25 protein-coding genes and 1 tRNA gene are annotated in these 26969 nt (G+C 64.6%); 11 read left to right on the forward strand and 15 right to left on the reverse strand.

Going from position 1 to position 26969, the window contains the following annotated elements:
- The first annotated feature begins 154 nt into the window (after positions 1 to 154).
- The 4 genes from PEP31012_RS09575 to PEP31012_RS09590 all read left to right on the forward strand — a co-directional run bounded on the left by PEP31012_RS09575 (position 155) and on the right by PEP31012_RS09590 (position 4476).
- Positions 155 to 457: a tetratricopeptide repeat protein gene (locus tag PEP31012_RS09575; RefSeq protein ID WP_150589117.1), complete on the forward strand. Its 303-nt coding sequence runs from the start codon at positions 155 to 157 to the stop codon at positions 455 to 457.
- 265 nt (positions 458 to 722) lie between these two features.
- Positions 723 to 3230 (forward strand): penicillin-binding protein 1A, encoded by a 2508-nt coding sequence (locus tag PEP31012_RS09580; protein WP_246171216.1) that lies wholly within the window; start codon positions 723 to 725, stop codon positions 3228 to 3230.
- 212 nt (positions 3231 to 3442) lie between these two features.
- Positions 3443 to 4156, forward strand: coding sequence for an AzlC family ABC transporter permease (locus PEP31012_RS09585; protein WP_150589119.1), 714 nt, complete (start codon positions 3443 to 3445; stop codon positions 4154 to 4156).
- The gene (locus tag PEP31012_RS09590; RefSeq protein ID WP_150589120.1) at positions 4153 to 4476 is read left to right on the forward strand and encodes an AzlD domain-containing protein; all 324 of its coding nucleotides are present in this window, start codon (positions 4153 to 4155) and stop codon (positions 4474 to 4476) included. The genes PEP31012_RS09585 and PEP31012_RS09590 overlap by 4 nt, the downstream gene beginning before the upstream one ends.
- An 83-nt stretch (positions 4477 to 4559) precedes the next feature.
- Here PEP31012_RS09590 and gshA read toward each other — a convergent pair whose 3' ends face one another.
- Positions 4560 to 6212 (reverse strand): glutamate--cysteine ligase, encoded by a 1653-nt coding sequence (gshA, locus tag PEP31012_RS09595; protein WP_150589121.1) that lies wholly within the window; start codon positions 6210 to 6212, stop codon positions 4560 to 4562.
- A gap of 430 nt (positions 6213 to 6642) precedes the next feature.
- Here gshA and PEP31012_RS09600 point away from each other — a divergent pair, with 430 nt between their 5' ends.
- Complete coding sequence (locus PEP31012_RS09600; protein WP_150589122.1) at positions 6643 to 7416, forward strand: sulfite exporter TauE/SafE family protein; 774 nt, start codon at positions 6643 to 6645, stop codon at positions 7414 to 7416.
- Between the two features lie 54 nt (positions 7417 to 7470).
- Here the strand turns inward: PEP31012_RS09600 and PEP31012_RS09605 are convergent, their stop codons facing one another.
- Positions 7471 to 9159 carry an AMP-binding protein gene (locus PEP31012_RS09605; protein WP_150589123.1) on the reverse strand — a complete coding sequence of 563 codons (1689 nt, stop codon included), beginning with the start codon at positions 9157 to 9159 and terminating at the stop codon, positions 7471 to 7473.
- Positions 9160 to 9395: 236 nt separating this feature from the next.
- Here PEP31012_RS09605 and PEP31012_RS09610 point away from each other — a divergent pair.
- Positions 9396 to 9472, forward strand: a tRNA-Pro gene (locus PEP31012_RS09610).
- Between the two features lie 192 nt (positions 9473 to 9664).
- Here PEP31012_RS09610 and PEP31012_RS09615 read toward each other — a convergent pair.
- Entirely contained in the window at positions 9665 to 10141 is a 477-nt protein-coding gene (locus PEP31012_RS09615) for a DUF934 domain-containing protein (protein ID WP_150589124.1), read from the reverse strand.
- Positions 10131 to 12137: a DUF2849 domain-containing protein gene (locus PEP31012_RS09620; RefSeq protein ID WP_150589125.1), complete on the reverse strand. Its 2007-nt coding sequence runs from the start codon at positions 12135 to 12137 to the stop codon at positions 10131 to 10133. The genes PEP31012_RS09615 and PEP31012_RS09620 overlap by 11 nt, the downstream gene beginning before the upstream one ends.
- Before the next feature lie 288 nt (positions 12138 to 12425).
- On the opposite strand from PEP31012_RS09620, the gene PEP31012_RS09625 reads away from it, so the two are divergent.
- Positions 12426 to 12671, forward strand: a complete 246-nt coding sequence (locus PEP31012_RS09625; protein ID WP_150589126.1) for a hypothetical protein — start codon at positions 12426 to 12428, stop codon at positions 12669 to 12671.
- A 46-nt stretch (positions 12672 to 12717) separates the two neighbouring features.
- Here PEP31012_RS09625 and PEP31012_RS09630 read toward each other — a convergent pair whose 3' ends face one another.
- On the reverse strand, positions 12718 to 13467 hold the full coding sequence (locus PEP31012_RS09630; RefSeq protein WP_150589127.1) for a YoaK family protein: 750 nt from the start codon (positions 13465 to 13467) through the stop codon (positions 12718 to 12720).
- A 99-nt stretch (positions 13468 to 13566) separates the two neighbouring features.
- Between PEP31012_RS09630 and PEP31012_RS09635 the strand changes: the two genes are divergently transcribed.
- Positions 13567 to 13962 carry a BLUF domain-containing protein gene (locus PEP31012_RS09635; RefSeq protein ID WP_150589128.1) on the forward strand — a complete coding sequence of 132 codons (396 nt, stop codon included), beginning with the start codon at positions 13567 to 13569 and terminating at the stop codon, positions 13960 to 13962.
- A gap of 156 nt (positions 13963 to 14118) precedes the next feature.
- On the opposite strand, the gene PEP31012_RS09640 is transcribed toward PEP31012_RS09635, so the two are convergent.
- From PEP31012_RS09640 to PEP31012_RS09670, 7 genes are all read right to left on the reverse strand, one after another.
- Complete coding sequence (locus tag PEP31012_RS09640; RefSeq protein WP_150589129.1) at positions 14119 to 15165, reverse strand: ABC transporter substrate-binding protein; 1047 nt, start codon at positions 15163 to 15165, stop codon at positions 14119 to 14121.
- A 75-nt stretch (positions 15166 to 15240) separates the two neighbouring features.
- Positions 15241 to 16377 carry an NAD(P)/FAD-dependent oxidoreductase gene (locus tag PEP31012_RS09645; protein ID WP_150589130.1) on the reverse strand — a complete coding sequence of 379 codons (1137 nt, stop codon included), beginning with the start codon at positions 16375 to 16377 and terminating at the stop codon, positions 15241 to 15243.
- Entirely contained in the window at positions 16370 to 17794 is a 1425-nt protein-coding gene (locus PEP31012_RS09650; protein WP_150589131.1) for an FAD/NAD(P)-dependent oxidoreductase, read from the reverse strand. The genes PEP31012_RS09645 and PEP31012_RS09650 overlap by 8 nt, the downstream gene beginning before the upstream one ends.
- Positions 17787 to 18182, reverse strand: a complete 396-nt coding sequence (locus PEP31012_RS09655) for a (2Fe-2S)-binding protein (RefSeq protein ID WP_150589132.1) — start codon at positions 18180 to 18182, stop codon at positions 17787 to 17789. Before PEP31012_RS09655 ends, PEP31012_RS09650 begins: the two co-directional genes overlap by 8 nt.
- Positions 18183 to 18205: 23 nt before the next feature.
- Positions 18206 to 19000: an ABC transporter permease gene (locus PEP31012_RS09660; RefSeq protein ID WP_150589133.1), complete on the reverse strand. Its 795-nt coding sequence runs from the start codon at positions 18998 to 19000 to the stop codon at positions 18206 to 18208.
- 42 nt (positions 19001 to 19042) lie between these two features.
- Positions 19043 to 19948, reverse strand: a complete 906-nt coding sequence (locus PEP31012_RS09665) for an ABC transporter permease (RefSeq protein ID WP_150589134.1) — start codon at positions 19946 to 19948, stop codon at positions 19043 to 19045.
- Positions 19941 to 21041 (reverse strand): ABC transporter ATP-binding protein, encoded by a 1101-nt coding sequence (locus PEP31012_RS09670; RefSeq protein WP_150589135.1) that lies wholly within the window; start codon positions 21039 to 21041, stop codon positions 19941 to 19943. The genes PEP31012_RS09665 and PEP31012_RS09670 overlap by 8 nt, the downstream gene beginning before the upstream one ends.
- A 297-nt stretch (positions 21042 to 21338) precedes the next feature.
- Between PEP31012_RS09670 and PEP31012_RS09675 the strand changes: the two genes are divergently transcribed.
- Positions 21339 to 22253, forward strand: a complete 915-nt coding sequence (locus tag PEP31012_RS09675) for an IclR family transcriptional regulator (RefSeq protein ID WP_246171218.1) — start codon at positions 21339 to 21341, stop codon at positions 22251 to 22253.
- 29 nt (positions 22254 to 22282) lie between these two features.
- Positions 22283 to 22759 carry an OsmC family protein gene (locus tag PEP31012_RS09680; protein ID WP_150589136.1) on the forward strand — a complete coding sequence of 159 codons (477 nt, stop codon included), beginning with the start codon at positions 22283 to 22285 and terminating at the stop codon, positions 22757 to 22759.
- 44 nt (positions 22760 to 22803) lie between these two features.
- Here the strand turns inward: PEP31012_RS09680 and PEP31012_RS09685 are convergent, their stop codons facing one another.
- On the reverse strand, positions 22804 to 23442 hold the full coding sequence (locus PEP31012_RS09685) for a glutathione S-transferase family protein (RefSeq protein ID WP_150589137.1): 639 nt from the start codon (positions 23440 to 23442) through the stop codon (positions 22804 to 22806).
- A gap of 309 nt (positions 23443 to 23751) precedes the next feature.
- On the opposite strand from PEP31012_RS09685, the gene PEP31012_RS09690 reads away from it, so the two are divergent.
- Complete coding sequence (locus PEP31012_RS09690) at positions 23752 to 24879, forward strand: aminotransferase class V-fold PLP-dependent enzyme (RefSeq protein WP_150589138.1); 1128 nt, start codon at positions 23752 to 23754, stop codon at positions 24877 to 24879.
- A 193-nt stretch (positions 24880 to 25072) separates the two neighbouring features.
- Here PEP31012_RS09690 and PEP31012_RS09695 read toward each other — a convergent pair whose 3' ends face one another.
- Together PEP31012_RS09695 and PEP31012_RS09700 are read right to left on the reverse strand one after the other, a co-directional pair.
- Positions 25073 to 25564 carry a cupin domain-containing protein gene (locus PEP31012_RS09695; RefSeq protein WP_150589139.1) on the reverse strand — a complete coding sequence of 164 codons (492 nt, stop codon included), beginning with the start codon at positions 25562 to 25564 and terminating at the stop codon, positions 25073 to 25075.
- 289 nt (positions 25565 to 25853) lie between these two features.
- On the reverse strand, positions 25854 to 26819 hold the full coding sequence (locus PEP31012_RS09700) for a LysR family transcriptional regulator (RefSeq protein ID WP_150589140.1): 966 nt from the start codon (positions 26817 to 26819) through the stop codon (positions 25854 to 25856).
- Positions 26820 to 26969 lie beyond the last annotated feature (150 nt).

The raw sequence follows: 26969 nt of genomic DNA on the forward strand, positions 1-26969 counted from the left end.
ATGGACGACATCTCGATCCGTCGACCGCTGCGTCGCCCGTCTCGACAATCGAAACAGACGAGGTCGACGCCACGCAGCAACGCGCCACCGATGACGCAGGAAGCGGACATGATCTTATGACAATTTTTATATATTCATACGATATATTCGAATTATGATCGAGGGACTTGAAAAACTTCTGGCATCCGGCAAAGACAATTCGCTACTGCGCTTCGGACTTGGCAAGGCCTACCTGGATGCGCAGAACTTCGCGGTCGCGGCCGATCACCTGACCCATTGCGTGGCATTCGATCCGGCTTACACGGCCGCGTGGAAGCTGTTGGGAAAAGCACGACACGGCGCGGGCGATCTCAACGGCGCCCGCGACGCATGGACCCGCGGCATCGCCGCGGCGCAAGCGCACGGCGACCGGCAGGCCGAAAAGGAAATGACGGTCTTTCTCAAACGCCTGGGTTGAGGTGGCGTCTGCCCACGATGTCACGCATCGGGCGAGTCCAGGGGTAGCGTGGTATGGTGCGCCTGGCGGGTACGCGGCATGCTGGATGTGCCGGTCCTGTAGCGGGTCGCCAAAGCGCGCCGCGGCATCGTTGACGCGCGGGAAAACGCCCGAAACGCGCGTGTTCGTGCCGGGCGTGGCATACTGCACCGATTTCGCCGCGCGGCGGGGATCCACGCAGCGCTAGGCCGGCTGGCCTGTTCCCATCCTGCAATTTTCGTTGGGTATGTCCTTGAAGCAATGTTTGCCGCCTCGTGCGCCGTCTGATTCGGCGCCTCCCAAGTCCCCCGTCGTTACGTCCCAGACGTCGTCTGCACACTCTGCCTCGCAGCTCGCCTCCGGTCGTCAACGCGGTTTCGGCACCCTCGCCGTCATCCTTGCTACGTTAGTAGGCTTGGCCATCGTTGGCGCGTTGCTCGTCGGCTATGCGCTGATCGTCATGCGGCCGAACCTGCCGCCGCTGGACGTCATCACCGATTACCGGCCCAAGGTACCGCTGCGGGTCTATACGTCGGATAACGTGCTGATCGGCGAATTCGGCGAAGAGCGCCGCAGCCTGGTCACCATCGACCAGATTCCGGACGTCATGAAGAAGGCCGTGCTCGCGATCGAGGACTATCGGTTCTACGAACACGGCGGCGTCGACTTCATCGGCATTCTGCGCGCCGGCGTGTCGGACGTACTACACGGCGGTGCCGCACAGGGCGCCAGCACGATCACGATGCAGGTCGCACGCAACTTCTTCCTCTCGCGCGAGAAGACGGCCACGCGCAAGATCTACGAAATGTTGCTGGCGTACAAGATCGAGTCGGCCCTGTCCAAGGACAAGATCCTCGAGCTGTACATGAACCAGATCTATCTGGGGCAACGCGCCTACGGCTTCGCGAGCGCCGCGCGCATCTATTTCGGCAAGGACCTGAAGGACATTACGCTCGGCGAAGCGGCCATGCTGGCCGGCCTGCCCAAGGCGCCGTCGGCCTACAACCCGATCGTCAACCCGAAGCGCGCGAAAATTCGTCAGGAATACATTCTCAAGCGCATGCTCGATCTGGGCTACATTTCCCGCAGTCAGTACGAAGACGCGTTGCACGAGTCGATTCACACGCGCACGTCGGGCAACGAGTACAACGTGCATGCCGAGTACGTCGCCGAAATGGTGCGGCAGGCCGTGTACGACGAGTACAAGGACGACACCTACACACGCGGCCTGACTGTCATCACGACGATCGACTCGAAGAAGCAGCAAGCCGCGTACGAAGCGGTGCGCATGGGCGTGCTCGACTACGAGCGCCGCCACGCCTATCGTGGCCCCGAGGGGTTCGTGGAGCTGCCCGCCGCGATGCCCGATCGTCAGCAGGTCATCGAAGACACGTTGCTCGAACATCCCGACAACGGTGATCTGGTTGCGGCAGTCGTGGTGGCCGCGAGCACGTCGCAGGTCACGGCCGTGCCGCTCTCGGGCGACACGGTGGTCGTGAGCGGCGACGGGATCGGCTTTGCCGCGTCGGCACTCTCTGCCAGGGCCAGCGAGAAGATCCGCATCCGTCCGGGCGCCATCATCCGCGTGATGAAAGACGCCCGCGGCAAGTGGCGCATTACGCAGTTGCCGGAAGTGCAAGGCTCGCTCGTCTCGCTCTCGCCGGACGACGGCGCCATCCGCGCACTGGTCGGTGGCTTCGACTTCAACCAGAGCAAGTTCAATCGCGCGACGCAGGCATGGCGTCAACCGGGCTCGACCTTCAAGCCGATCGTGTACTCGGCGGCCATCGAGAAAGGCGTGAGCCCGGCGACGATGGTCATGGACGGCCCGCTCAACCTGCCCCCCGCCCAGACGGGCGGCCAAGCGTGGGATCCGCATGACGACGACGCCTTCAGTGGCCCGATGACCGTGCGCGAAGGGCTGCAACGCTCGAAGAACCTCGTGGCGATCCGCCTGCTGCAATTCGCCGGCACGCAATACACACAGGATTACGCCACGCGCTTCGGCTTCGACGCCGACAAGGTGCCGCCGTATCTGCCGATGGCGCTCGGGGCCGGGCAGACCACGCCGCTGCAACTGGCCGGTGCTTATGCGGTGTTCGCCAACGGCGGGTATCGCGTCGCCCCATACCTGATCAGCGAGATTCGCGACGCGCGCGGCAACGTGCTCAACAAGGCCACACCGGTGGTTGCCGGGGTGAACGCCGCCCGCGCGATTTCCGCGCCGAACGCCTACCTCATGAACAGCCTGCTGCAATCGGTGGCCCAACGCGGCACGGGCGCAGGCACGAACGTCCTCAAGCGCACCGATCTGGCGGGCAAGACCGGTACGACCAACGACGCGCTCGACGGCTGGTTCGCGGGCTACCAGCATTCGCTCGTCGCCGTGGCATGGCTCGGCTTCGATCAGCCCAAGACGCTCGGCAGCCGCGAATTCGGCGCACAACTGGCACTGCCGGTGTGGACCAAGTACATGGGCGTGGCGCTCAACGGCGTGCCGGAACAGCAGATGGCCATGCCTGCAGGGGTCAGTGTCGTGAACGGCGAGCTTTACGAGTCCGACAAATTGCCGGGCAACGGGTTTGTCGCGAGCATCGGGATCGACGACAACAGCAGCGGCTTCTCGCTGCCGTTCTTCGGCAGCAACTCGCCGTCTCCCGCAGCCCCGCCGCCCTCGGCCGGTCAGCCGCCGTCGCCGGGCGGTGTCGACGCGAGCGAGAAAGCGCGCATTCTCGATATGTTCAAGCATCCGTAACGCTTGGCTCGGCGTCCCGGCCGTGCGAGCGGCCGACGCGACCGGGCACCGTTACCCTGCGCGGCCACCCAACCGGTGGCCGTTTTTTTTGCCGCCCCGCCTGGTTTCCGATTGCAAGCGCAAGAACGTACAAGCGTGCGGTCCGGCGTAGCGGCTATGCTCACGCCTTCTCCTTGTCGTCTTCTACCCCTTATCTTCAGGAAAGCGTTTTCATGCTGGCTCAGACCCGTGCGGCAAGTTTTGCCGCAGGCGCCCGTGACACCCTGCCGATGATCGTCGGCGCGGCCCCGTTCGGCCTCATCTTCGGTGCGTTGGTGGCCACCACGCCGCTGGCGACGTGGCACGGACAATTGATGTCGCTCTCCGTCTTCGCCGGATCCAGCCAGTTCATCGCCGCCGGCCTGTTCGCGACCGGCGTGGGCTATCTCGTGCTCTGGGCGACGACGCTGATCGTCAATCTGCGTCATATGCTCTATGCGGCCAACCTGTTGCCGCATGTGGGACACCTGAACTTGCGCTGGCGTGCCCTGCTGGGGTTCCTGCTGACGGACGAAACGTTCGCGGTGACCAGCAGCCACTTTCATCGTCACCCCGACGACCCGATGGGCCACTGGTATTTCCTCGGCTCGGGTCTGTCGATGTACATGAACTGGCAAGTGTGGACGCTTGCCGGGTTGCTGTTCGGCGCCGCATTTCCGCGACTGCAGACGCTGGGCCTCGACTTCGCGATGGTCGCCACGTTCATCGCGATCATCGTGCCGCAAATGGCCCGCCTGCCGTGGGCCGTCGCGACGATCGTCGCCGGGGCCGCGGCTTATCTGTGTCAGGGCCTGCCTTACAAGCTTGGCTTGCTCGTGGCCGTGGCGCTCGGCATTGCCGCCGGCATGGTCGCGCTGCATACGACGCGTCGAGGGGGCGCGAAATGAATTACGTATTGGCGATTCTCGGCATGGCGGCGGTGACGTTCGCCGTCAAGGCAGGCATCTTCGTGCTGGGCGACCGCGTGCGGTTTCCCGAGTGGCTGCGCGAGGCGTTGTCGTTTGTCCCGGTGACGGTGCTCACGGCGATCATCGTGCCGATGACGCTGGCGCCGCACGGCACGGGTCTGGAGCTGACCTGGCGCAATCCGCAACTGGTCGCCGCCCTCGTGGCCATCGCGGTGTGCGCCGCGACGCGTCACCAGTTGCTCACCATCGGCGCCGGACTGGCGGTCTTCTTTACTTGGCAGCTAGGCATCTTGGGCTGACGCGCGCCGCTCGCGTCATTCGCTCCGCCCCCAAAAAAAGCGCCTCACACGAGGCGCTTTCTCATACCACGGCGTGCTTTGCGTCAGGCTGAGGCAGCGCCCAGCGTGCCGGCCAGGTAATCGGCGACGAACGCATTGAAGTCGCCGACCTGCGTGCGTTCGAGTTCAGCCTGGGCGTCGAGCGACTTGCGCGCCAGCGTCTCGAAGTGCGCGACCACGCCGGCATCGAGCGGCATGTCGCGCAGCGTCTGCGCATGGCGCTGGCTCTGCGCGAGCGCAAACGCCTGGAACGCGCCACCCGGCGTACCGCGCAGCGGTTCGAGGGCATCCATCACACGGGCCGACGGCGTGAGCGACACATCCCGCACCCTGGCGCGTTGCAGCGACATCGTATGGGCGTAGTGGGCGGCACCACGCTGCGCGTCGAATGCCGCCGCCGCACGGTCGATGCGATCGAGCAATGCCTCGGCCCAATCAACCAGCGTGATCGCTTCACCACCACGATGCAGTACCAGGCCGGGCTTGCGGCCCTCCTTCACGACGTGCGCGAAGTTGTCGCGATTTTCGCGGTTCTCCGCTTCCGAACACGACGGGCTGTCGTCCAGCGCGCAGAACAGCAGGAAGGCGTCGATGAAGCGCGCCGTGTCGACGTCGATGCCCACCGGCTGGAAGGGATCGATGTCGATGCAACGGACTTCCACGTATTGCACCCCGCGACGCGCAAGCGCCTGGACCGGACGCTCGCCGCTATACGTCACCCGCTTGGGGCGAATCGTAGCGTAGAACTCGTTCTCGATTTGCAGCAGGTTGGTCGAGAGTTGAATCCACTCGCCATCGCGCTGTGTGCCAAGCGCCTCGTAAGCGGGATGCGGTTGGCTAACGGCCTGCGTGAGGGCGTCAATATAGCTGGGCAGACAGTCGTAGCACGGCGAGACTTCGGACTGCGCACTGTTCTGGTAGCCCAAATCGCTCATGCGCAAGCTGGTCGCGTACGGCAGGCCGAGCGTGCCGTCGTCGAACGCATCGAGGCCGTGCGCGCGACCGCGCAGGAATTCGGCGTGCAGCACCGGCGACGCGCCGAACAGGTACATCAGCAGCCAGCTATAGCGGCGGAAATTGCGGATGAGTGCGACATAGCGCGCCGACTGATAATCGCGCGCGGATTCCGTCGCCCCCTCGCGCTCGCGCAGCAACGCCCACAACGGTTCGGCCAGCGAAAAATTGTAGTGAATGCCCGCGATGCACTGCATCGGCTTGCCATAGCGCAGCGCGAGGCCGCGGCGATAGACATGCTTGAGCTTGCCGATGTGCGACGTGCCGTAGTCGGCAATCGGAATCACGGCTTCGGGGGGCAGCGCGGGCGGCATCGAGTCGCTCCACAGCAATTGCCCGCCGAGCTTGCGGTAGGCGAACTGGTGGATTTCGTCGAGGCGGGCGATGACGTCGGCCGCATCGCGCTGCGGCGGCGTGATGAATTCGAGCAGCGATTCGGAGTAATCGGTCGTGATCTCTTCGTTGGTCAATGCCGAGCCGAGCGCGGGCGGATGCGGCGTCAGGGCAAGCGCGCCGTTGCCTTCGACGCGCAGCGTTTCCCGCTCGATGCCCGACAAGCCTTCGCCGAGCAACGCCAGGTGGTCGGGTTGCATGATGAGCGCCAGGCGCCGGTCAAGCGTCTCGTGAGCGGCATGCGATCCGGTGTGTGCGGTGTGTTCGTGTTGACGATTCTGGTTTTCCAACTTCCATCCCTCTGGACAGGCGCGATGCTATGGCATGGCTTTCGTCGCCGCGGCCCATCATGACGATGGTCATGATCCGTGTGGGCGCGGTGGCGTACGGGGGTCTACGGGGTGCCGACGACGGCGGCACGACCGCCGGAGCCGAAACTCCGGGGGACGCGCTCGATGCGCGGCACGGCGCGAATTTGGCCTGAGCATAACTGAAAACGCCAAAGCGCGTCGGACGCCACGCCGGCCCGGCATCGCAGCCTCAGCGACTGCTGCGGCACCTGCGTCAGCGCTTGCCTCAATGCCTGCCTCAACATCTCCCTCAACGTCTGCCGCAATACCTGCCTCTGCACCTGCCTCTGCACCTGCCTCAGCGCCTGCCTGAGCCCGCCTGTGCGAATGCCGCATTGGCGGGTGCGCATGGCACACCGATACTGGCGCCATGATGAATACTCAATACCTGCACGACCTCCTCCCCCTGCTCTGCCTGGGACTTGTGACCTTTGTGCTCGCGGGCTTCGTCAAAGGGGTGATCGGACTGGGCCTGCCGACGGTGGCCGTGGGGCTGCTCGGGCTAGCGATGCCGACCGCGCAAGCCGCCGCCCTGCTCATCGTGCCGTCGCTCGTGACCAATGTCTGGCAATTGTTGTCAGGCCCGCGCTTTGCCGCGTTGGCAAAACGGCTGTGGCCGATGCTCGCGGGCATCTGTGTCGGCACGTGGGCGGGCGGTGGATGGCTGGCCAACGGCGGCCATCTTGCCGGTTTGGCGCTGGGCATTGCGCTTCTCTTCTATGCGGCGCTGGGGCTTGCGGCGGTGCGCCTGCATGTGCCGAAGCACTGGCCTGCCGCGCACGTCGGCGCACTCGGCGGCGGCATTGGTGTGGTGACCGGGCTGGTCACGGCGGCAACCGGGGTGTTCGTCATTCCTGCCGTGCCGTTTCTCCAGGCGCTTGACCTCGAGCGCGACGACCTCGTGCAGGCGCTCGGCCTGTCGTTTACCGTGTCGACCGTGGCCCTCGCGGCCGGGCTGGCGCACGACGGCATCTTCCACGGCCATGCGATGGGCATCTCGCTGCTGGCATTGGCGCCCGCGCTGGGCGGGATGTACTTCGGGCAGTGGGTACGCGGGCGCGTCAGCGCGCCCGTCTTCCGCCGATGCTTCTTCGTGGGCCTCGCCATGCTCGGCGCGGAATTGGTGATCCAGCACCTGCGTTGAGCGCATCGGCCGGCGCGAACTGCGTGGGGACGTACAGCGCAACGCCCCGGAGCGTCACTTGAGCTCTGCGAAATCGACGTCCCAGAACTCCATCTCGCGTCGGCTATCCAGATTGCGCCCCGCTTCCGTGCGCCGCAGTTCGACGCGGCGAATCTTGCCCGAGATCGTCTTCGGCAGATCGCAGAATTCGATGCGCCGGATACGTTTATAGGGCGCGAGGTGGTCGCGACAGAAGCGCAGGATATCTAGGGCGAGCTTGTCGTCGGCATGAAAACCGGCGCGCAGGGTGATGAAGGCCTTCGGCACGGCGAGGCGCACCGGATCGGGACTCGGCACCACGCCGGCTTCGGCGACGGCCGGGTGCTTGATGAGTTCGCTTTCCAGCTCGAACGGGCTGATGCGGTAATCGGACGCCTTGAAGACATCGTCCGCGCGACCGATGTACGTGAAGTAGCCATGCTCGTCGCGCATCGCCACGTCGCCCGTGCGATAGTAGCCGTCGCGCATGGCCTCGGCGGTCTTCTCGCTGTCGTCCTCGTAGCCCTGCATCAAACCGGTCGGGCGCGACGACAACACGAGCGCGATTTCCCCTTCGTCGGCTTCGGCGCCGTCGTGATCGAGCAGCACGACGCGATAGCCCGGCATCGGACGCCCCATCGATCCCGCCTTGACCGGCTGCCCTGGCGAGTTGCCGATCTGGCAGCAGGTTTCGGTCTGACCGTAGCCATCGCGAATCGTGATGTGCCAGGCGCGTCTGACCTGATCGATCACTTCGGGATTGAGCGGCTCGCCCGCGCCGATCAGCTCACGGAACTTCACCGCGTGGCGCGTGAGATCTTCCTGGATCATCATGCGCCAGACGGTGGGCGGCGCGCACAGCGTCGTGACACCGCAACGCGTGGCCGTCGCCAGGGCGGCGCGCGCGTCGAAGCGCGAGAAGTTGTAGACGAAGATGGTTGCGCCCGCGTTCCACGGCGCGAAGAAGCAACTCCATGCGTGTTTCGCCCATCCTGGGGAGCTGATGTTCCAGTGGATGTCGCCCGGTTGCAGGCCGAGCCAGTACATCGTGGCGAGATGTCCGACCGGATAGCTCTGGTGCGTGTGCAGCACGAGCTTTGGGCGCGAGGTGGTGCCGGACGTGAAGTAGAGCAGCAGCGGATCGGTCGCGAGCGTGGCGCCGTCGGGGGTGAACTGATCGGATGCGGCATAGGCGGGCGCAAGGCGTGTCCATCCGTCGGGCGGGTCGTCGCCAACGGCGATGCGCCGATAGTCGCCGGGCAAGGCGGCGAATTTGACGGCGTCGCGTGAGGTGGTGACGACATGGCGCACGCGACCGCGTTCGAGCCGGTCGGCGAGGTCGCCGGCGGCGAGCAGGGTCGTCGCGGGAATCATGACGGCGCCGAGCTTCATGCAGGCGAGCATGAGGTCCCAGAGTTCGACCTGGTTGGGCAGCATGAGCAATACGCGCTCACCGCGCGACACGCCCTGTTCACGCAGGAAATTGGCGACGCGATTGGAGCGCTGCGACATCTCGGCGAACGACAGACGCGCCTCACGTCCGTCTTCTTCGACGACCCAGAGCGCCGGGCAGTGGTTGCCCTGGGCTTGTGGGTCGAAAAAATCCAGCGCCCAGTTGAACTGCGAGAGGACGGGCCAGCGGAAGTCACGGTACGCCACGTCGTAGTGGGCGCGCTGCGCGAGCAGAAGATCGCGTGCGGCCTCGAATCCCAGGATTTGCGGCATCGCTAGTCTCCGAGCCTCAAGGGGGCAGGATTGGGCAGAATTCCATTATCGTGAGGCCCTCCGAATGCAACATCCGGGATAACCATCATGGGATTTTGCCAACGGTGGACGTTGCGCCGAGCGCGCCGCAGGTGAAAAAAATATGCGTACGATGCGCACACCCTCTTTCTTTCCCGCGCGAAGCTCTGCTATACTCGCTTTCTTTCGAGCAATGCATCTAGACGACGCATTTCTCACGGGGCGTAGCGCAGCCTGGTAGCGTACCTGCATGGGGTGCAGGTGGTCGGAGGTTCAAATCCTCTCGCCCCGACCAGAATTAAACCCGCACAGTCATTGGCTGTGCGGGTTTTTTCGTTTTAGCAGGAAGGGGGAGCGAGATGCCCCGTAGGAGTCCTACGCACGGGCGAATTTCGGAGCGCAATTTTCGAAGGGCTCGACGGCGCGTGTCCGACAGCCCCCACCGCGGCCGGAAGGCGCCGGCCGCATTGGTTTGAGCGCCCGGCCCTCAGGCCGACAGACGCTCGAGCAGGGTGCGGGGACGCGAGGCGCGGCCCACTGCCGCCTGGGCAGCCTCATGCCAACGTGCCGTGGGCACGTCCGACGGCGAGAGCAGGCTATCGAAGCCGCACGCCCACAACATCGCCAGTTGATCCGGCAGCAACGGACCCGCCGCGCGAATCGCGCCTCGGAATTGCCACTTGTCCCGCAGCAGCTTCGCCAGCGTGAAACCCCGCCCGTCGCGCGTCTTCGGGAATTCGATCACGATCAGGTCGAGTTGCGGCAACAGCGGCGCAATACGCGCCGCATCGTCGTGCCCCTGCACGCGCAGCCCGGCCGGCGCCACGCCCTTCTCGTTCGCGGCAAGCCAGGCGTCGAGCGGCAACACGTCCTTGTTGCGCGGTTGCGCAACCGCGGCCGAATCGTCGGCACCGAGATAAGTCCAGACGTCTGCCGCCGGCAGTCCGTTTCGATCAATCAACATTCAAAGCCCCCTTGAATTCTTCTGCCCCAACGCGTCCGAGCGTATCGATGAAGCGCTCGCCCTCGTTTCGCAACGAGAGATATCGTCCGAGAATGTTCTCGATCACCTGCGGCACGTCCTCGTAGCTGACGCCCGGGCCGAGAATCTTGCCGACCGCGGCATTCTCGTCGGCCGAGCCGCCCAGCGTGATCTGATAGTTTTCCTTGCCCGCCTTGTCGACACCGAGAATGCCGATGTGGGCCACGTGGTGATGCGCGCAAGCGTTGATGCAGCCGGACACATTGAGCGTCACCGGTCCGATGTCGCGTTGCTGCGCTTCCGTGAACCGCAGCGCAATGCGCTGCGCCACCGGCACCGAACGCGCATTGGCGAGCGCGCAATAATCCAGGCCCGGGCACGCGATGGCATCCGAAATCAGGCCGATGTTGGCCGTCGCCAGACCCGCCGCCTTCAGGCGCGACCACAGTGCATGCAGTTCGTCGCGCTTGACGTGCGGCAGCACCAGGTTCTGTTCGTGCGTCACGCGCAGTTCGTTGAACGAATATTGCTCCGCCAGATCGGCCAGCAGCAGCATCTCCTGCGCACTGGCGTCGCCCGGAATGCCACCGGCCGGCTTGAGCGAGACGACCGCACTGATATAGCCGGGCACCTTGTGCTCGTGCGTGCAGGTATCGACCCAGCGGCGGAATTCGACATCGCGCGCGTAAGACTGCGCGAACGCCGTGGATTCGCCCGGCAGCGTCTCGAACTCGGGCACGATGAATCGCTCGCGAATCCCCTCGACCACGGCATCGCCCAGCGGCCGGTGCGTGAGCGCAATGCGCGCGAACTCTTCCTCGATCATCTCGATGAACTTCGCGGGCTTCATCTCCTTGATGAGGATCTTGATACGCGCCTTGTAGATGTTGTCGCGTCGACCCAGCGCGTTGTACACGCGCAGAATCGCCTCGACGAAGCGCAGCAGATCCGCTTCGGGCAGCCACTCGCGCACCAGCGTGCCGACGATCGGCGTGCGTCCCAGGCCACCACCCGCATAAATCTGGAACCCCACTTCGCCACGCTCGTTGGTGCGCGCCAGAATGCCGATGTCGTGAAAGCGCACGGCGGCACGGTCGGTCTGGCCACCTGTGATGGCAATCTTGAACTTGCGCGGCAGGTAGGTAAATTCGGGATGGTCGGTCGACCATTGACGCAAGATCTCGGCATACACACGCGGATCGAGGACTTCATCCTTCGCGGCACCGGCGAACTGGTCGGTCGTCACGTTGCGAATGCAATTGCCGCTCGTCTGGATGGCGTGCAGGTCCACGTCGGCCAACGCCGACAGGATCTCGGGCGAGTCCGACAGCGTCGGCCAGTTGAACTGAAGGTTCTGGCGCGTGGTGAAGTGGCCGTAGCCCTTGTCGTAACGCGTCGACACATAGGCGAGCTGACGCATCTGGATCGCGCTCAGCGTCCCGTACGGAATGGCAACGCGCAACATGTAGCCGTGCAGTTGCAGGTACAGGCCGTTCATCAGGCGATAGACCTTGAAATCGTCTTCGCTGAGTTCGCCGGACAGGCGCCGCGCCACCTTCTGGCCGAACTCGTTGGCGCGGTCCTTGAGAAACTCGCGCTCCGACGGGTCATAGCGATAGATGCCAGCGTGCTCCGGGGCAACGGTCAATGCCGGCGCATGCGCCAGCGCCGCCGGCGCACCGCCCTGCTCGGCCTGCTTGCCCAAGTCTTCACGCACCGACGGCCCGCGCGAGCGCAGTTGCTCGCGAAAATCTTCCGGGACCGGTCCGGCGTCGCTCAGTTGCGCCGGGCGCGGCATGGGATCGACGATCAGATTGGCGGCCAGCGCGCTTTTCGCCGCCGCTTGCGCCGGCTCGAGTTCCTGCGCGTCGAACACGTGCGCCTGCGTCAGGTCATCCACCCAGTTGTGTTGCTTGTCCAGCCAAACGACCAGGCCGTCGTGCAGCCGGTTTGCCGAAATCAGATTGCCTGCATTCATTCAACGCTCTCAATGCTTGTCATCATTTTGGTCGCAACTCGCGATTCGACCCGCAGGCTATCAAGACACGCGCGAAGATACGACCATTTAGTAGTTATGTAGGCATTACGGGATGTTGTTTGGACCCGGCAGCCCCGCCAGACCTGACCGGGCCAAGGGACACCCGGCGCGCCGCCAGCCCCCCCCCCCGGACGTGGAAGGACTTCGGGATGACGTCAAAATTCACTGTATTTTTATACAGTAGTCATGCTACATTCCCGATCACGCAACTTCATCGTGAGTGACACCATGAGCGACGCCAAATCCATCAAGTTCATCGTCGTGCCCTATCGCAAGAACCGGGACGGCGTCCTGCAACCCGGCGAGCTGCGCCAGGCGAGCACCGAGTTCGGCGCCGTGCGCATCGCGCAATCGATGGCGTCCGGATTTGCCGGCATCGCCGCCTACGAAGTCCTGGTCGACGAGGAGGACGGCACCATGGACGCGCCGCGCGTGCTGTTCCAGGAAGGCGCCATTCCCGCCCTGGCCGACTGAGCGGCGAACGGCCTGATGGAGGGTCGGCGCAGAATCCGCGCGGCGATCAGTGGGGGCTTCGTGCGAGATCGTCGAGCAGCGGCACGATGGCCAGCATGATCAGCACCCCCGCGAGCGGAACCGTCGCGACAAAGCCCAGGTGCTTGAAACCCAACGCGCCCGCCAATCCGCCCAGGAAGAACATGCCCAGCAGCGTGCCCAGCAAACGCAGCTTCTGACGGTCGCCTGCCACGCGCGGCAGATGGCGCGCCACACCGGGCCGATTCCAGTAGCTCATTTTGCCCAGCTCGATGCCGATGTCCGTCACCAGTCCGGTGACGTGCGTCGTCCGAATCTCGGCTCGGGAGATCTTCGTGATGATGGCATTCTGCAGCCCCATCACATAACACAGCAAGCCGACGGTGCCGGGCACGTACAACAGCCGCCGATCTTCGAGATTGGCCCCGATCACGCCAAACGCCAGCAGCAGCAGCGCTTCGAGCATCAGCGGCGCGGCGTATTCGCTGTGGGTGCCATGGCGCCGTCCCCAATGGATGAGGACCGCCGAGGTCGCAGCGCCGAGCAGGAACGCGAGCAAGGCGCTAAGCCCGGCCAGCACGAGCACGAGCTGGCCGAGCGCCAGGTTGTCGGACAGCGAGGCGACAATGCCCGACATGTGCGACGTGTACTGGCCGACGGCCAGAAAACCGCCCGCGTTGGCGCCTCCCGCCACGAAGGCGAGCGAGTAGCCCAGACGCCGGTTCGCAGCATCCGTGCGTACCGGCTGGGTGAATCCACGTAGAAATTTGATCGGCATGGCGCGTGAGTCTCGAGCTTCGCACATGCGCTATTCTAATGGGCGTTGGCGCCAATATCGCGCGCCAACGCGCTGCCTGCATGAGGGAGACAACTCAGCATGATCGAGTGTTACGCGTATTTGAGCCGAGCCGTGCCCGACCTCGATCTGCGGGAACTCTCCAGAATCATCGTCAACTCACGCGGCTTCAATGCGACCTACGACATCACCGGCGTACTGCTCTACGACGGCGCGATGTTCTACCAGTACATCGAAGGGCCGAGCGAGCCCCTCGCCGATGCCCGGCAGCGCATCGAGGCATCGCGTCACCATTACGACATTCAGGTATTGCTCGATGGCACGCCGCACACGCCCGGCGCCTTCCCGACCTGGAGCCTGGGCTATCTGATGCTCGACCAGCCCGCTCAGGCGCTGCAAGCCCTGGTGATCCCCGCCGATCACGCCGATCTCGTGGGCGCCTTCGCCGCACTCGCCGCCGAGTCGGACGCGATGTAACCCATCGGGCACTCAAAAAAGAACGCCGGGCGCCCTGTGAACTGGCCCCAAAGGTTAGACGGGTGTCCAACTTTCCGGGGGCCGCTCACTGAGGGGCCCGGCGTATTTCGCCTTCGCTGCGCATGGCGCACATGCGCCACGCTCACGACATCGAGATTACTGCTCGATCTGACGGTTCCAGCGCTGATCCCACTGCGCGCGATGCTGGTTGATGGCGTCCCAATCCACGGTCTTGATGTTCTTGACCAGATCGCCGATCTTGCCCAGGCGCTTCTGCATCGCAGGCGGCACGGTGGCATTCGGATTCGTCGGGATGTACGCCCCCGCGGCGGCTGCCAGCGTCTCTCCCTTGTCGGAGAGCAGGAACTGCGCGAGCTTCTGCGCCATGGCGTTATCCGGGCTGTTCTTCACGACGCAAAGGTCGACGAGCAACTGGACGGCCCCCTCCTTGGGCGCCACGTACGCCACCGGAATGCCCTTGTCCTGCAGCTCGCTCACGGCCGTCGGGGTCAGCGGAAAGATCGCCGCTTCGCCGGTCTGGATCATTTCCGAGAGCTTGGCCGAGTTCGGAATGTACTCGACGACGTTCGGCCCCACGGTGGTCGCCCACTTGCTGAAGCCCGGCTCGACGTTGGTCTCGCTACCGCCCCAGATACGGTTCAGCGCCAGGAAGCCATGCAAGCCGAACGTGCTGCTCGAGGCCGACTGGAAGACGACCTTGCCCTTGTACTTGGGATCGGCGAAATCGCTCCACGATGTCGGCGCTGCCCAGCCCTTCTCCTTGAAAATCTTGGTGTTGTAGCCGATGCCGGTCATGCCAAGTTGCACACCGGCAGCCATGTCGCCCTTCACGCGCGCGAACGGATACAGCGCCTTGAGCGCCGGCGAATCGTCGAGCTTCTGGCATACCCCCATGCTGATGGCGCGGGCCATCACGCCATCGTCCAGGAACACCACGTGCATCTGCGGGCTGTTCCGGTTGGCGAGCAGCTTGGCCAGCACGTCGGACGACGTCCCCGGCACCACCACCACCTTCACATTGTTGGCCTTCTCGAATTCGGGGAAGACCTGCGTCGTGTAGGCCTTTTCCATCGAGCCGCCATTCATGCCGACGTACAGCGTTTTGGACTGCGACCAGGCCGCGCTGCTCGCGCCCAATGCCAGCGCCGCAGCGCACATGACGACCTTTCGGGATAGCTTCATCGTGGTTCTCCTTGTGTTTCCTGGGTGTGAGGAAGGGGTGTGACGAACTCGGAACGTACGGGATTCATGGGTCGATCACGCCTCGGCCGTGGCCGGCGCGAACCGGTCGACGGCAAACGCCTCGATCGGTGTCGCCGTCTCGCCTTGCGTGACCAGATCCGCCAGCACTTCGCCAACGCCGGGCGCCAGCAGGAAGCCGCCGCCCGAGAAGCCGAAGGCATGCACCAGACGCGGCGTCGTGCGACTCATGCCAATGATCGGATTGCTGTCGGGCGTCTCGCCCTCCACGCCGCTCCAGGTGCGAATAAGCAACGCATGACGCAGCGCCGGCAGCAACGCACACGCCTCACGCATCACGGCGCGCGTGGTATCCGCCGACGGCTGCGCATACTCGCCGTCGCCGGTGCCGCGTCCGCCACCGATCACGCAATTGCCGCGCTCGACCTGCCGCGCATACACGCCGCCGCCATACACGCCCAGGTTATGGCCGATGAATTTCGGCAGCGGCTCGGTGACCCACATGTTCGGATAGATGGCATGCATCGGCACCCGCTCGCCGAACGTGCCCGCAATGTGATTCGCCCACGCGCCGGAAGTATTGAGCAGCCAGTCGGCGCTCACGTGCCATGGCGCGCCGTCGGCCGGCTGGGCCGTGAGCTGGAAGCGCACGCCATCGTGCGCGACCGCGGTAATCGGCGTGCGTTCATACACCTGCGCGCCGAGCGCACGGGCAGCGCGGGCAAACGCGGGAGACACCACACGCGGGTTCGCATGGCCGTCGCTCAGGCACAGCGAACCGCCGACGGCACCGTCGCCCAGCCACGGGAAGCGCTCGCGAAACGCCGCCCCACGCAGCACGGTCGACGCGAGTCCGTAACGGCTGGCCATCGCCGACCAGGCGTCGAGCGGCTCAAGATCGCTCTCGCGACGGGCGAGGCGCAGGTGCCCCGAGCGCACGAATTCGCCGTCGATGCCGATCAACTCGGGCAGGCGATCCCAGAGCTTGCGCGCGCGCATCGCGAGCGGCAGTTGTTCTTCCGGGCGGCCCTGACAGCGCACGCCACCGTAGTTCACGCCGCTGGCCTGCGCGCCGCAATAGCGCCGCTCGAACAACGCCACGCGCAAGCCGCGCTCGGCCAGCGCACGTGCCGCCGACGCGCCGACCAGCCCGCCACCGGCCACAACAACGTCGTAATGCAGGGGCTCACTCATCGCGCGCCTCCTCGGGAATGGCCTCGACGTTCTCGTCGTACAGCATCGGTGCAATCGGAATCGGCTTGATCGGCGCCTGCGCCCGCAGACGCCCCACTTGCGCCAGCGTCTGCCCGCTGGCTTGCGCCAGCAGATGGCACGCGGCCTCGCCACACATGCGGCCCTGGCAGCGGCCCATGCCGACACGCGTGAGCGCCTTGAGGCGGTTGATTTCGGTCACGCCGTCATCGCGCACACAGTCGCGCAACGTGCGCGCGTCGACTTCCTCGCATCGGCACACGAGCAGGTCGTCCGGCCAATGCGCCGACGGATTGTCGGGCAGCGCAAACGCCTGCTCGATCCCGACGCGAAAGCGTCCGATGCGCGCGAGCTTGCGTTCGATGACGTTGGCGTCAGGCACTTCAGGCATTGACGGCGCTGCGATGCCGAGATCATCGAGCAAGGCGAGCGCCGCACGACGGCCGGCGAGTTCCGCCGCGTCAGCGCCGGCGATGCCCGCGCCGTCCCCTGCCAGATAGATACCGGGTTGCGAGCTGCGACCGGCCGCGTCGCGCTCCGGCAACCAGCAACGGTTGAGCTCGTCGAAGACGAACCGGCACCCGGCCAGATCGGCCAGTTGCGTCTCGGGACGCAGGCCGAAGCCCAGCCCCACTGCGCTACAGGCCAGTGTGTGGTCGCGGCCGTCGCGCTGCCAGCGAATCGCGCGCACCCCCTCGGTGCCATCGATGCCGTCGAGCGTCACGCCCTGTTCGATGCGCACCCCGTGCGCACGCAGCCATCCCACGTAATAGAGTCCCTTGGCGAGCGTTGCCGGCTGGTTCAGCAGACGCGGCGCGGCCTTGGCCTGACGGGCGAACGGACTCGTGTCGAGCACGGCGGCCACGTTCGCACCCGCTTTCGCATACTGGTACGCCACGAGATACAGCAACGGCCCGGTGCCGGCGAATACCACCGGGTCGCCAATCGCGCACCCCTGCGCCTTGAGCGCCACCTGCGCGCCGCCCAGCGTGTACACGCCCGGCAGCGTCCAGCCCGGCAGCGGCAGGACGCGATCAGTCGCGCCGCTGGCAATGATCAAATGCGTGAACGGCACCGGCGTTTCTCGCCCGTCGTGCATGGTATGGAGCCGCGCCGGATCACAGGCCCACACCAGGGTTTCGGGTCGATAGTCGAGCTGCGGCAACAGCGCGGCCATCTTGCGGTGGATCGCGTCGGCCTTGGCCGCCTCGAAGCCATACAGCGCCTGCTTGGTCCGCGCAAAGCCTGCGCCGGCCGGCGGTTGACGGTAGATCTGCCCGCCCCAGCGCATGTTTTCGTCGAGCACCACCGGACGCAGGCCCGCGGTGACCAGCGTCTGCGCGGCGCGAATGCCGGCGGGGCCGGCCCCGACGATCACGATCTGCGCGCGCTCAGCCACGGGCGCCTCCGTGCGTGTTGTCGACGTCGGCCGCACGCGTGAGAATTCGCATGCCGGCCTGCACCGGTGTCGAGCAGGCGCGCACACGCGTGAGTGGTACGTCGCCTGCGGCGCCAGACACCGCCTCGCAGCGCACCCAGCAGTCCTGGCAGGCCCCGATCAGGCAGAAGCCTGCGCGCGGCGTGCCGCTGAATTCGCTGATGCGCAGATGGCGCTGGTGCGTGAGGATGGCCGTGAGCAGCGTGTCGCCCGCGAGCGCCTGTACCGGCTCGCCGTCGAGATAGAACGTGACGGGCGCGCGCGCCGTCTCGACCAGGCGCGCCAGTTGCGGTTGGCCCGGCGCGCAGGCGTCTTGCGAGACGCGAGAAGAATGGGAAGCGTGAGACATGATGTGGGTTCTGGAGCGCGCGTTCAATGCTGGCCGATCAGGATGCGGTTCAGGCCGTAGACACGGTCAAGCAGCAGCATCGCGCCGAGCGTCACGGCAATGACCAGCGCCGAGACGGACGCCATCATCGGGTCGATCGACTCGGTCGCGTACATGTACATGCGCACGGGCAGCGTGACTGTCTGTGGCGACGTGATGAAGACCGACATCGTCAGTTCGTCGAAACTGTTGATGAACGCGAGCAGCCAGCCACCGGTAATGCCCGGCAGGATCATCGGCATGGTCACGCGGCGGAAGGTCGTCCATGCGCCCGCGCCGAGCGACGCCGCCGCATGCTCGACACTGCGGTCGAGTCCGCTGATCGACGCCAGCACGAGGCGCATGATGAACGGCGTCACAACGATCATGTGCGCGAACGTGAGCGCCGCGAACGACCCGCTCACCCCGAGCATGGCGAAAAAGCGCAGCAGCGCAATGCCGAGCACGAGGCCTGGGATCACCAGCGGCGAGAGCAGCAGACCGTTGAGGAAGTTGCGCCCCGGAAAGCGCGTGCGGCCGATGGCCAGGGCGGCGGGCAAGGCGATCGCGAGCGAGAGCGTCGCCGACAGGAATGCCAGCTTCAGGCTCGTGAAGAACGACGCGATGAAGTCGGGGTAGTCGAGAATCGCGCGGAACCAGCGCAGCGACACGCCGCGCGTGGGCAGCGAGAGCGTTTGCTCGGGCGTGAAGGCGACCAGCACGACGATGATCATCGGCGCGAGGACGAAGAGGATGACGAGCGTATGGAACGCGAGCGCCAGGGGGCTGTTTTTACGCATGATGGCGAGTGGGTTCTGTTCTGCGGGAGACGCGTCCTGGCCTTAGCCCATGCTGCGCGAATAGCGGCGATCGAGCAGGCGGTAGTACGTCAGCATCACGATCAGGTTCGCCGCGAGCAGCAACACGGCGATCGTCGCGCCCAGCGGCCAGTTCAGCGAACTCAGGAACTGGTCGTACACGGCGGTGGCGGCGACCTTGAGGCGGCGTCCGCCCAGCAGACTCGGAATCGCGAACGCGCTCGCCGACAGGCCGAACACCATCAGGCTGCCCGACAGAATGCCCGGCACCAGTTGCGGCAACACAATGCGGCGCAGCGTCGTGGCCGGCGACGCCATCAGCGACAGCGCGGCGTTCTCCGTCTGCGGATCGAGCCGCTGGAGCGACGTCCACACCGGAATCACCATGAACGGCAGCATCACGTGCACGAGCGCAATGACGATCGCGAAGTTGGTGTATTCCAGCTTGAACGGGCCCATGCCGAGCCCGGCGAACGTCTGATTGATCACGCCGCCCGAGCCAAGCAGCATGCTCCAGCCGAACGCCCGCACCACGATCGACACGAGCAGCGGCGAGAGGATCACCAGCAAGAAGAGCGAGCGCCACGGATCCCCCATGCGCGAGAGCACATAGGCTTCGAACGTGCCCACCACGGCGCACACCGCCGTGACGGTGAGCGAGATGCCGAACGTGCGCAGGAAGATCGTATGGAAGTACGAGTCGAACAGTACCTCGGCGTAGTTACCGAACTGGAACGCCGCGATCGGGCCGCTCGACGGATCGAACTGGTAGAACGTGAGCGCAAGCGTCATGAGCAGCGGAATGAGCACCAACGCCACGAACAACAGCATGGCCGGGGCGCTCATCAACCACATCGGCAGATACGCATGCCAGGGGGCACGCGTCGCGGGCGCCGTCTCGGGGCGGGCCGCTTGCAGCGTCTCAGCCATGGGCGTGCTCTCCCGCGTTCGGGGTAATGAAGCGCACAGCCTCGGCCTGCCAGTCGAGACCGACCGGCGCGCCCTCGGTGAGCGGCTCGCCGCCCTCGTTCTGGCAACAGACGAGCACTTCGCCCAGCGGGCTGTCCACGCGATACAGCCATTGGCTGCCAAGGAAGAAGCGGCTCGTCACCGTGGCCGACATCCGGCCGTCGGCCGGTGCGCACAGACGAACCTTTTCGGGGCGCAGGCACAGCGTGATCGCATCGCCGACGGCCATGCCGCGCTCGCGCGGCGAGAGGTCGGACAGCCGCGCGCGCTGGGTCAGTTGCGGACTCAGTTCGACGTGCAGGTGCTCGTCGTCGCGCGCCGCCACGCGGCCGGCAAGCATGTTGGCCTTGCCGATGAATTGTGAGACGAACGGCGTTTGCGGACGCTCGTAGGCGCGATACGGCGTATCGACCTGGGTGATGCGTCCGGCCTCCATCACCACGACGCGGTCGCTGATCGACAGCGCCTCGGACTGATCGTGCGTGACCATGATCGTGGTCGTGCCGATCTTGCGCTGAATGGCGCGCAGCTCGAACTGCATGTCTTCGCGCAGCTTGGCGTCCAGATTGGACATCGGCTCGTCGAGCAGGAGCACGGGCGGGGCGATCACGACCGCGCGCGCGATTGCCACACGCTGACGCTGACCGCCGGAGAGTTCACGCGGGAAGCGATGACCGAGTGCATCGAGGCGCACGAGGGCCAGCGCCTCGCGAACGCGTGCCTGACGCTCGGCCTTGTCGATGCCGCGCATCTCCAGGCCGAAGCCGACGTTATCGGCCACCGTCATGTGCGGGAACAGCGCATAGCTCTGGAACACGATGCCCAGGCCGCGCTTGTTCGGGCGCATGTGCGTGATGTCGCGCCCGTCGAGCGTAATCCGGCCGGTCGTCGTCTCGACAAAGCCCGCGATCATCTGCAACGTGGTGGTCTTGCCGCAGCCCGAGGGGCCGAGCAGCGAGACGAACTCGCCCTTCTCCACCGAGAGGTTGACGTTCGAGACGGCGTTCAGCTCGCCAAACGTCTTGGAAACATCCGTCAAAGTCAGAAAAGACATGGTTACGACCTTCGGGCACTTACGCGCCGCAAGAAATGCAATTGCCTCGAACAGTAGCGAGCCAAATTGCTTGCCGCAAGACAACGATTCCGTGAAATGATATAAATATTCAGATTATTTTATTTGACGGAATATTCAACGGACTGACGGACGAATTCGTTTCGCGTTGCCGACTCGGGATAATCCCTAACACACCGTTGATATTGGTAGTTTTTTCGAATTTCGACGGATCACGCCAGTTTTCAAGTCACAACGGCTTACGCTAATATTCCGTTTGACGGAATATTTGAGGCACCGATGAATACCATCGATTCACCCCGCACGTCGGCCTCGCCGACATCAACGACATCAACGACGCCAACGACGCCAACGACAGCGCCGCCCCCCGAAACCGCTGGCGCGGGCATTCTGCAACGAACCTTTGCCGTCATTCGCGCGCTGGGCGACGCCAAGCCCGAGGGCGAGCGCGTGACCCATATCGCAAAGGCGGTCGGCCTCAGCCAGGCGACGGTGCACCGGATTCTGCACGCGCTCATCGCCGAGCAGGTGGTGGAACAGGACGAGACGTCCAAGCTCTACCGACTGAGCATCGACTTCTTCGCGATGGCCGCGCAGGCCGGCAACCCGAGCGGCATGCGCACGCTGTGCCGTCCGTCGCTGCTGCGGCTTTGTGCGAGCCTTGGCGACACCATCTTCCTGCTGGTGCGCAGCAGTTTCGACGCTGTGTGCCTCGACATGTGCGAAGGGCCCTTCCCGATCCGGTCGTTTACCGGCGACATCGGTGGGCGCGTAGCGCTGGGCGTCGGTCAGGGGAGCCTGGCGATTCTCGCCTTCCTGCCGGAAGCCGAGCGCGAGGAGATCATCCGCTTTAACGTGCCACGTCTGCGCGGGTATGGGGTGCTCGACGAGGTTTATCTGCGCACCGAGATCGAGCGCGTGCGTCAATTGGGCTACGCGGGCAGCAACAGCGGCGTGCTCGACGGCATGGCCGGGGTGGCCGTGCCGGTGTTCGATCGCACCGGGCACGCGGTGGCCGCGTTGAGCGTGGGCACCCTGGCCGCACGGCTGTCGCAGGATCGGCTGCCGATGGTGGTGGAATTGCTGCGGCGTCAGGCCGAGCTGATCGGCCCGCAGACCAATCCGTTCGACGTCGCCATGCGCCGCCCGATGCATGGCCTCACACGCGCACTGACGACAGAACCGCTGGCGTAATTCACGCCGGCCCACCAGGGAGAAAATGCATGGCATCAGGCGAACATCATTACCAGGTCGACGTCGAGTGGACCGGCAATCAGGGCAGCGGCACGTCGGGCTATCGCGAGTACGGACGCAATCACGATATTCGCGCCGACGGCAAGCCGACGATCCCCGGCTCCTCCGACCCGGCCTTTCGTGGCGACGCCGCGCGCTGGAATCCCGAAGACCTGCTGGTGGCGTCCGCGAGCGCCTGCCACAAGCTTTGGTATCTGCATCTGTGCGCAGAAGCAGGGGTGATCGTCGAGCGGTACACCGACCACGCCCTCGGCACGATGATCGACACCGCGCGAGCAGGCCGCTTCGCACGCATCGTGCTGCGTCCGCACGTGACGATCCGGGCGGGCAGCGACGCCACGCTGGCCGCCGAGCTGCATCATCAGGCGCATGCCAGTTGCTACATCGCCAACTCGGTTAGCTTCCCCATCGACTGCGAGCCGCGCATCGACGTGTTGCCTGATTGATGACGTGAGGGCGTGACCGGCCGCGCCGCCCGATCGGCCGACCGCTACGCGGCGAGTTGCTTCGCCAGCGCCACGTCGCGCTGCTGGGCCCGCACGAACGAGTCGCGGGCACGAAAGCGTTCCACGTAGGCCGTCACGGCCGGGGTCGACGGTACGAGCTTGAACTGGGTGAGGAAATGCATGGCGTTACCCCACAAGGCATCGGCCGCCGTGAACGACTCGCCGAGCCACCATGGACCGGCATGCTGCGCCAGGTGCCGCTCCAGCGTCCACATGACGGTATCGTAGTCGCCATAGGGCGAGCGCGAGCGCTCGGCGCCGTCGCGCCCCAACGACTTGTCGACCACGGCCGGTTCGACGCACGAGCCGTAGAACACCATCCAGCGCAGATAGGCGCCACGACGTGGGTCACCCGGCATCGGCGCGAGCCCCTTCTCCGGATACAGCTCGGCAAGATACATGTAGACCGCCGCCTGCTCGGTGACAACCGCATCGCCGTGGCGGATGGCCGGCACCTTGCCCATCGGATTGACGTCCAGATAGTCCGAGCCGCGCTGCTCGCCAGTGGCGAAACGCAGCAGGTGAAGATCGTGCTCGGCCTGCAGTTCGTCGAGCAGCACCAATACGCCGGAAGAACGCGTGTTGGGCGCGTGATAGAACGTGATGCGGCGGTCAGTCGTCATGGGCTTGTCTCCAGTCCAGCGCCAGGGGGAGCGGCATGGGTCGGTCCGGTCAGCGTCCGGCCTACCGCCGTCGAATTACGGGAAATGGTACTTCATCGCGTCCGGCGCTGGCGGACGGTGCAAGTGGGTGGTGCAAGCGCTCACGTGCGACGATAATGAACGAAACGGTTCCCCGGGTGAGGCGCATTTGTGATTTGATACGGCTGAGACCCTACCCATCGGCTTCTCCCTGCTTCTCCCTTCATGCGCAGGTGGCTTTCATCAGCCCCTGTTTTTGATTTTCATACTCGTCTATTGTCGGAGGCGGACGTGCCAGGACTACTTCCCGATGTCGACCGCGAGGGACTCCTCGAATATTCGGTCGTGTACACCGACCGATCCATCAATCACATGTCGCGACGCTTTCAGGGCGTCATGCGCGATATTTCCGATACGCTGAAAAAAGTCTACAACGCGAAGTCGGCGATCATCGTCCCGGGAAGCGGGACGTTCGGCATGGAAGCCGTGGCGCGGCAGTTCGCGACGAACAAGAAGTGCCTGGTCATTCGCAATGGATGGTTCAGCTTCCGCTGGTCGCAGATTTTCGACGCCGGCGGCATTCCGTCCGAGGCGACGGTCATGAAGGCGCGCCCCGTCGAGCCGGGAAGGCAAGCGGCCTTTGCGCCGGCCCCGATCGACGAGGTGGTGGCGGCGATCCGCGAACACAAGCCGGATCTGGTCTTCGCACCGCATGTCGAGACCGCCTCCGGCATGATGCTGCCTGACGCCTATTTGCGCGCGGTGGCCGACGCGGTGCATGCCGTTGGCGGCATGCTCGTGCTCGATTGCATCGCGTCCGGCACGGTCTGGGTCGACATGCAGGCGTGTGGCGTCGATGTGCTGATCAGCGCTCCGCAAAAGGGCTGGAGCGCCCCACCGTGCTGCGCCATGGTCATGCTCAGCCCGCTCGCCCGCGAACGGATCGACACCACCACGAGCACGAGTTTCGCTTGCGATCTGCGGCAATGGCTGCAGATCATGGAGGCTTACGAGAACGGTGGATTCGCCTATCACGCCACGATGCCCACGGACAGTCTCGCGACGCTGCGCGACGTGATGAAGGAAACCGAGGCCTACGGTTTCGACAAAGTGAAAGCGGAGCAGCTTGAACTCGGCGCGCGCATTCGCTCGCTCCTGACGGCGCAGGGCTTCAAGAGCGTGGCGGCGGAAGGCTTCGAGGCACCGGGGGTCGTGGTCAGCTATACGGACGACGACGGCATTCGATCCGGCAAGAAATTTGCCGACGCCGGCGTGCAGATCGCCCCCGGCGTGCCGCTTCGATGCGACGAGCCCGACGATTTCAAGACCTTCCGCATCGGATTATTCGGCCTGGACAAACTGCACGACGTCGACGGCGCGGTGGCCAGGTTCGCCAAGGCGTTGCAGAGTTTCGTGTAGTGCGCGTGTCGGGACGCGTGCGCGGCGCTTGCGATCCATCGCGAGGTTGAATATCGCAAGCGCGCGATCGATGACGCGACGTCGGTCGCGTCGATCGATTTGTCCGATTTGATTTGTCCAGATATCGCCCAGCGCCAGCGGTGGGGGCGCTTGCCCGGCGTGTTCTCCCAACGCGTGGAGACCAGGGGTGGCGTCATTTCTTGCCGACGTGACTGCCAAGCACCTCAATCGCTGAAATATCCACGAGATTCGAAGGCATCCCGATGCCGGGATTGCGGAACAGCCGCTTGTTTTGACGCGGGTAGTCACAAACATCGTGCGGGAGCCGCTCTCCGACGACAATACATCGCAAGACCTCGGCACCGGTATTGCGGATCGAATGCGCCAAGCCGCCCTTCCGGTAACCGATGAAATCCCCCGGGCCGATAATGAATTCCTCGTCCCCGATCACAGCAGTCGCCGTTCCGCTCAACACAAAAACGCACTCATCTTCGTGATGATGGACGTGATACTCCGTCGTCTCATGCCCCGGCTCAACTTCAATGATGTGAAATCCGAACCCGGTGAGTCCAGTGGCGTCGCCCAGCGATTTGTTGGTCCGTTTTGCGTGCGGGTTCCGGAAATGCGTTTTCGCGATGCCGTCCATCCCGGCAATGTCTTCGCTTTTGATCAGGTACTTGCTCATTGCAATGGCGCCTCATGGTTGACGGTGGTGGCCCATTCTAGGGCAAGTCGCGCCGCCGCCGGCACACCAACGCCGTCTATCGGCGCTTGCGTTGGAACGCCATACCCACGGCCACGAAGGACCGTGAGCGACTGTGGATTCGACCGGTGGATGCAACACACTAGAGATGTGTGAGCAGCGGGAGTGTTGCCGATTTCCAAGAGTTCCGGGAGTTTGGGTGTTTGCCTAGGCGAGCAAATGTTGCATGGCGCACTCTCACGAATACCCGCCTCGGGAGCAGTCTCCCTGGTTAAGCGCGGACGACCTCAGGTCCAGTTCGCAGCGCCGGCGCAATTTCAAGTTCCTTCGCGTAGCCTTCAAGAGGCTCGGCGACGTGCGTCTTCAACGACTCGACGAACCGCTTGATTTTTGCATCGACGAACTGACGAGATGGGTAGACAGCGTACACGTTGCGGACATGCGTGTGGTACTGCGGCAGTACGCGAACGAGCGCGCCGCTGCGCAGGTCATCGATAGCTGAGAATGCCGCCAGGAGGCCGATCCCAGCCCCGTCCCGAAGGGCATGCGACATCGAATCCATATCGTTGACGCTGAAGTGAGGGCCGGTGGGGCGGAAGATCGAATCGCCGGCGGGGCTCTGTAGACGCCATTCGTCGGGCGCGTAATCGACTGTCCCGAGCAACACGCATTGATGGTCGACAAGGTCGTCTGGGCACGCCGGCGCGCGATGTGTCGCGAGATAAGCGGGTGACGCTGCGAGGATGCAATGGCTGGTGCCGATGTTCTGGCTCACATATGCGGAATCGGGCAGCGTTCGCGCAATCACGATCCCGACGTCGAGTTGCTCTTCGAGCAGATTCGGCATGCGTTGCGACAGTAAGAGCTCGACCGACACCTCCGGATATGACTTGCGGTACGCGAGGACGGCCCGTGTCACTAGATTGCGCCCGAGTCCAGGAACCGAGTGAACGCGCAACGCGCCGCGAGGCTCGAGCAAAGCGTCACGTGCCTCGGCCTCTGCATGCTCCACATCGGCCAAGATGGCCACGCACCGGTCGTAGAACCGCCGTCCAGCATCGGTGACGACAAGGCGGCGCGTTGAGCGTTGCATGAGCTTTGTGTCGAGCGAATCCTCAAGCACCGAAACCGCGCGCGAGATGTTACCCACTGTCGTGTCCAAATGGTTCGCGACGGCGGTGAAACTGCCCATCTCCACGACTCTAGCAAAAATCGACATGTTATATAGCTTGTCCATCCCATCTGTCCCATTCGTCTGAATTCATCGTATCGGCCCCAAGCCATGCGGTTCAAATGCCATGTGGCATGGGCACCCGTCCATCGTAGGCGATCCCCGCCTTGCGTTTCGGCAAGCGTAACCGAGTCACGCACACCGATTCTCTCTTTC

This window comes from Pandoraea eparura (assembly GCF_902459725.1).
Lineage (GTDB): Bacteria > Pseudomonadota > Gammaproteobacteria > Burkholderiales > Burkholderiaceae > Pandoraea > Pandoraea eparura.